5 protein-coding genes are annotated in these 5,776 nt (G+C 75.7%); 2 read left to right on the plus strand and 3 right to left on the minus strand.

The genetic code is table 11. The annotated features are described in order from the left end of the window. The 3 genes from ACY5KJ_RS16885 to ACY5KJ_RS16895 all read right to left on the minus strand — a co-directional run. Positions 1–527: HAD-IIIA family hydrolase (locus ACY5KJ_RS16885; protein ID WP_462203818.1), on the minus strand; the 527-nt coding region annotated here is incomplete at its 3' end. Between the two features lie 128 nt (positions 528–655). Further along, positions 656–1,906 (minus strand): glycosyltransferase family 9 protein, encoded by a 1,251-nt coding sequence (locus ACY5KJ_RS16890; protein WP_462203819.1) that lies wholly within the window; start codon positions 1,904–1,906, stop codon positions 656–658. Between the two features lie 107 nt (positions 1,907–2,013). Continuing rightward, positions 2,014–3,417 (minus strand): glycosyltransferase, encoded by a 1,404-nt coding sequence (locus ACY5KJ_RS16895; RefSeq protein WP_462187625.1) that lies wholly within the window; start codon positions 3,415–3,417, stop codon positions 2,014–2,016. Positions 3,418–3,532: 115 nt separating this feature from the next. On the opposite strand from ACY5KJ_RS16895, the gene ACY5KJ_RS16900 reads away from it, so the two are divergent. Both ACY5KJ_RS16900 and ACY5KJ_RS16905 read left to right on the plus strand, forming a co-directional pair. Continuing rightward, entirely contained in the window at positions 3,533–4,612 is a 1,080-nt protein-coding gene (locus ACY5KJ_RS16900; RefSeq protein WP_462187626.1) for a glycosyltransferase family 9 protein, read from the plus strand. Then, positions 4,609–5,776: bifunctional heptose 7-phosphate kinase/heptose 1-phosphate adenyltransferase (locus tag ACY5KJ_RS16905; RefSeq protein ID WP_462203820.1), on the plus strand; the 1,168-nt coding region annotated here is incomplete at its 3' end. The genes ACY5KJ_RS16900 and ACY5KJ_RS16905, both read left to right, overlap by 4 nt.

The following is a 5,776-nucleotide window of genomic DNA, read 5'->3' on the forward strand; positions in this document are numbered from 1 at the left end:
GCCGTTCCCGCCGGTCCCCCCGTTCCCGCCGCTTCGAGGAGGAGGTCGACGGCGCCGAGCAGATCGGCGGCCACCTCGGGCGCCGCGGCGACCTCGTCCGCGCGGGTGACCGCCGTCGGCACCAGCACGCCCCGGGCGCCGGCCGCCGCGGCGGCGGCCATGTCCGCGCCGATATCGCCGATGAACGCGCAGTTCCGCGGCGCCACGCCGAGTGCGGCGGCCGCGGCGAGGAGCAGCGCCGGGGCAGGCTTGCGGCACGGACAGCCCGCGTCCGGCGCATGGGGGCACACGAACACCGGCCCCAGACCGCCCAGCAGATCGTCGAGCCGCCGGTTGACGGCATGGACGTCGTCGAGGGCGAGCAGACCGCGCCCGACGCCGCTCTGGTTGGACACCACGGCGGTCGGGATGCCGGCCCGCCGCAGGCGCCGCAGGGCCGCCGCCGCCGTCGATACGGGGACGACCCGTCCGGGATCGCCGTTGTAGGGGATGTCGATGCACAACGTCCCGTCCCGGTCGAACAGCACCGCTTTCGGCAGGGTCCGGCGCCCGGCGGCCGCGTGCGTGTCCGCGCTCAGGGGGGGAAGCGCCGTCGACGGCGCGGATCTGTTCAGCCACGAGACGAGGGCTGCCCCGAGGAGCGCGGAGAAAACTACTACTCTGGGTAACAGGGAGGATGGCAGGGACTGGATGATCGGGTTCTTCTTCCCGGTGGCGGGGGCCGAAGATCCACCGTCCGGGCCGATGCCCGGCCCGGCGTTCGGGCCGAAACCGCCTCGCCCACGACGGCGGTCGTGAGGTCCCTCATGCAGGCCGGACCGTCGGCCGAGAGCGGGCATCGCGCCGTCCACCAGCAGTCCTGTTCGGTGATGGACAGCGGTCGTCGGACCGGGCAGTCTGGCAGTCCCTGCAGGTCCATCCCGCCCGGATCGCCGCCTTGCCGGGACGCCGCGATGCCGTAGCGGGCGGCCGGGCTCGGGCCGAACAGCGCCACCGTGCGGGCGCCGACGGCAGCGGCCAGGCGCACCGGCCCGGTATCCCCGCCGACCACGACGCCGCCGCGCGCGCCGACGGCCGCGCACAGCCCCGCGAACCCCCGCAGCGGCAGCGGGGAGGCTATGGGCACCCTGGGCACGGCCGTCCCGGCCCCGGACGCGTGTGGCTGCAGGACCGGATGCCCGCGCGCCGCGAGCAGCCGGGCGAGATCGGTCCACCGCCGTGCCGGCCACCGTTTGACGGCCATTCCGGCGTCGGGTACCAGCAGCACCGGAGCCGGGCGGCCGGGTGTGGTGCTGTCGGGCGTGGTGCCGTCGGGCGTGGTGCTGTCGAGTGCGCCGAGGATGCGTTCACCCTCGGCGACCTCCGCCGCGGTCAGCGCGACCCGCCCATGGGCGTTACCACGGCCACGGCCACGGCCACGGGCGTCGGCGCCGTCCGGATGGCCGGGGCCGGGCCGGATCCAGCCGTCTTCGGTGAGGAGCCGGACGAACCGGGACCCGATCGGTTCGGCGGGGTCCGGCCGCCGCCAGAGGTCCGTCACGACGTGCCTCGGCCGTCCGGTATGCCGCGGTCGCCCGGCCTCGATCGCGGCCGGCACGCCGCTGTGCCGGGTCGTCGTCACGACCAGGTCCGCCCGCGGCCGGCTTACCGCGCGGACGACAGCCTCGCGGACGGCCTGTGCGCGGTGATCGGTCACCTGCACGACCTCGGTGATCCGGTCGTCGTGGGTCAGCAGCTCGCCGGCCGGCGCGAAGGTGAGGACGCGGATCCGGGCATTCGGATGGCTGTTCGCCAGTGCGTGGATCGCTGGCAGGGCGATCAGCAGATCGCCGAACCCGCCGAGCAGCTCGACGAAGAGGATCTCGCGCGGCTCCGCCCGGGCCGGATCCGTCCACTCGCCGGCCACCGACGTTCCTTGGTCTCGGCTTCCTTGCCTTTCCAGAGGGTTTTGTGTCCATTTTATCCCTCTGGATGGGCGGGATCTGGATGGGCGGGGAGGGGGATCGTCGACGGTCATCGGGGACCGATCAGACACCGGTAGAGGCGGGCGTGCGCGGCCCCGACGGACGGCCAGGACCGGTCGGCGACGAGGTCGCGGCCGCCAGCGGACACGGCCGCCCGCAGCGCCGGGTTGCCCAGCAGCCGGCGCAGCCCACGGGCCAGCGCGGCCGGGTCCCGCACGGGTTTGGCCACGATCGCCGTCCGGCCGTCGACGAGGGCCGGATCCGGCGGGTCCGCGACCGTTACCACTGTCGGCAGGCCGTGGGACAGCGCGGCCGCCAGCGCCCCGCTCTTCGTCGTCACCCCGGCGGTGAACGGCAGCACGCAGACGTCCGCCCCGGCCAGGATGTCCGAAACCTCTTCGGCCGGCAGATGTCCGGTGAACGTCACCCGGTCCGCGACGCCGACGGCACGGGCGTGCCCTTCGAGCTCGCGGCGGAAGGCCGCCGCCTCGGCGTCGGGCAGCGCCAGGGAGGTGAACCCGCCGACGACGGCGAGATGCAGGTCGGGATGGTCGGCGTGCAGCTCGGCGACGGCTTCGAGGAGATACCGCACGCCTTTCACCGGGTGGACGAAGCCGAAGAAGACTGCCACCTCGGCGTCGGGGCCGGTGCCGAGCCGGCCGCGTAGCCGGGACCGGGCCGCCTGTCCCGGGCTGACGCCGGGGGATGGGTCGGCGCCGGGGGATGGGCCGGCGTCGGAGGACAGACTGGCGGTGCGGGCGGTGCTTCGTGCCCGGGGGATGTTCGCGGCGACGGGGACCAGTTGCGCCTGGCGGCCGAAGCGGGTGCGTACCGCGGCGGCGTGCTCGGGATTGGTCACCACCAGGGCGCGCGAGTGGGGCACGAGCGTCAGGGTCTCCCGGTCCCACCAGCCGTGCCGTTCCGGCCGTCGCCACAGGGCCGCCGGCAGCCAGGACGGCCATGCCCACCAGCCGTACTCGTGCAGGGTGGTCACCCAGGGGACGCGCCGGCCCGCCAGCGGGGGCGGCAGCCCGACCGCCGGGGAGAACCCGAACGCCGAGGGTGCGAACTGGAGGTGGACGAGGTCGGGCCGCAGGCGCCGCAGCGCCGTCGCGGTGGCGGCGATCCCGGCCGGACCCCACCCACGTTCCAGCGTGACCACCCGGGTGGGGCCGAGGTCGCCCTCGACCCGCCCCGAGGTGATCAGGACGGGATCGATGTCGTGGCGCAGTGTCTCGGCGAGCCGGATGGTGTAGTCGGCGACGCCGTCCTCGGCGGTGACGAGGTTGCCGCAGACGAAGGCGATCCGGGGGATGGCTGTCCGGGGGGATGGCTGCTCGCGGCATGGAGAAGGCCGTACCCGCTCGCCGGAGCGGTCACCGCCTGCCGGGCAGCCCCCTGGGCCCTCGAGGCCGAGGCGATCGGCGTGGTTCTCGCCCGGCGTGGTTCTCACGGAGAGAACGTTCCTCGCGGAGAGTAGCAGTTTTGTTGCCCACCCTCCGGGCACGGGGCGGGGGAGAAGCCGTCCCCGACCGTCTCGACCGTTCCCGACCGTCCCGGAGCCTCCCGTGAACGAAGTCGCGTCCCACCCGGCGGCGGGCCGTGCGGGTCCGCTGGACCTCGCGGCCGCCCGCCACGTCCTGGCGGTCCGTCCGGACAATCTCGGGGACGTCGTGCTGCTGTCCCCGGCGCTGCGGGCCGCGGCGCCCGGGGCCCGCCTCGACGTGCTGACCTCACCCGGCGGGGCGGCCGTGCTGCCCCTGCTTGACTGCGTCGATGACGCGGTCGTGGCATCGGTGTGCTGGCAGGACACCGGCGGCCGACCCGTCGACCCGGCCGAGCAGACCCGGCTGGTCGAGACGCTGGCGCGGCGCCGCTACGACGTCGCGGTCCTGTTCACCTCGTTCTCCCAGTCGCCGTGGCCGGCCGCCTTCGTCTGCGCCCTCGCCGGGATCCCGACCCGGGTTGGCGCCTCGCGGGAGTTCGGCGGGTCGCTGCTCACCCACTGGGTGGACGACCTGCCCGGCGGTATCCACCAGGTCGACCGGGCGCTGCTGCTGCTGCGCCGCTTCGGCATCCCCGCCCCGGCATCCCACCCCCGGCTGGCCGTGCCAGGCGAGGCCGTCGCGAGGGTCCGGCCGCTGACGGAACCCGGCCCTTACGCGGTGCTGCTGCCCGGGGCGAGCTGTTCGGCCCGCCGCTACGACGCCGACCGGTTCGCCCGGGTCGCCGGCCTGCTTGCGGGCGCGGGCCTGCGGGTCCTCGTCGCCGGCACGGGCGCCGAGACCGCCCTGGTCGACCGGGTCGTCGCCGCTGCCGGCCCGGCGGGGCGGGGCCTCGCCGGGGTCCTGGACGTCCCGGCGCTGGCCGCGCTCCTGCGCGGCGCGGCGGTCGTCGTCACCAACAACTCGGGCGGTGCCCATCTCGCCGACGCGGTGCGCACGCCCGTCGTCACCCTGTTCGCCGGCACTGAACGGGAGAGCGAGTACCGGCCATGCGCCGCGCGCGTCGCGGTGCTGCGCCGGGCGACGCCCTGCATGCCCTGCCGCGCCTTCACCTGCCCGTTCGGGCACGAATGCCTGGATCTGCCGCCGGCCGAGGTGACCGCCGCCGCGCTCGCGCTGGTCGGGGAGGGGATGGCCCGATGACCGCCGCCCCCGCGTCTCCGGCCTCGTCTCCGGCCTCGCCGCGTCCCGTGCCGCTCGCCGAGCTGCCGGATCGGTTTGGTGCGCTGCACCTGCTCGTGGTCGGGGACGCGATGCTCGACTCCTGGCTGCGGGGACCGCCGCGGGGGTTGTCCCGGGAGGGCCCCGTACCCGTCGTCTCTGTGACCGGGCGGGAGGAGTCCCCGGGGGGAGCCGGCAACGCCGTCCTCGCCGCGGCCGCCCTCGGTGCGCGCACCCGGCTGGTCGGGATGGTGGGGGACGATCCCGACGGCCGGCGGCTGCGGGACCTGCTCGACGCCGGTGGCGTCGGCACGTCCGCCGTGGTCGTCGAACCCGGGCGGACCACGGTGGCCAAGCGGCGGATCTGTTCCGGCAACCATCTCCACCTGCGCTGCGACACGGGTGACGAGACCCCGCCCCGGCGGGCCACCGCCGCCGCCGTGGCGGCCCGCGTCACCGCCGGGGCCGCGTCGGCCTGTGCCGTGCTGGCCTGTGACTACGGCACGGGGTTGTTTACCCCCGAGCTGATCGGCCGGGTGGCGGCAGCCGTGCGGGCGGCGGGCCGGCGGCTCGTCGTCGACGCCCACGACCTCACCCGATGGGCGGCGGTGCGCCCCGACCTGGTCAAGCCCAATGCGGATGAGGTCGTCGCGCTGCTGCCCGAGGCCGTCCGAGGCTCCTTCGCGCACGACCGGGTCGGGACCGTGCGGCACCACGCGGCACAGATCCTCGCCGCCAGCGGGGCGCGGGCCGCGGCCGTCACCCTCGACCGCGACGGCGTCGTCGTCCTTACTCCCGATGAGCCGCCGTGGCATCTGCCGGCCACCGCCGACGCGCCCGACGAGCGCACCTCGGGGGCCGGTGACACGTTCGTCGCCGCCATAGTCCTCGCCCGGGCGGCGGGCGTCGGGCTGCGTGACGCCGTCCGGCTCGCCTCGATCGCCGCGTCCGTGGCCGTCTCGACCGCCGGCACCGGCATCTGCCCGGCGGCGGACCTGCGCGCCCGGCTGCACCACCTCGGCACGGGCGCCGTCCTGGACGCCGCGCGTCTCGCGGACGTCGTCGCGGCACACCGGGCGCAGGGTCGGCGGATCGTCTTCACGAACGGATGCTTCGACGTCCTCCACGCCGGCCATGTGGCCTACC

This window comes from Frankia sp. CcWB3, from assembly GCF_977927595.1.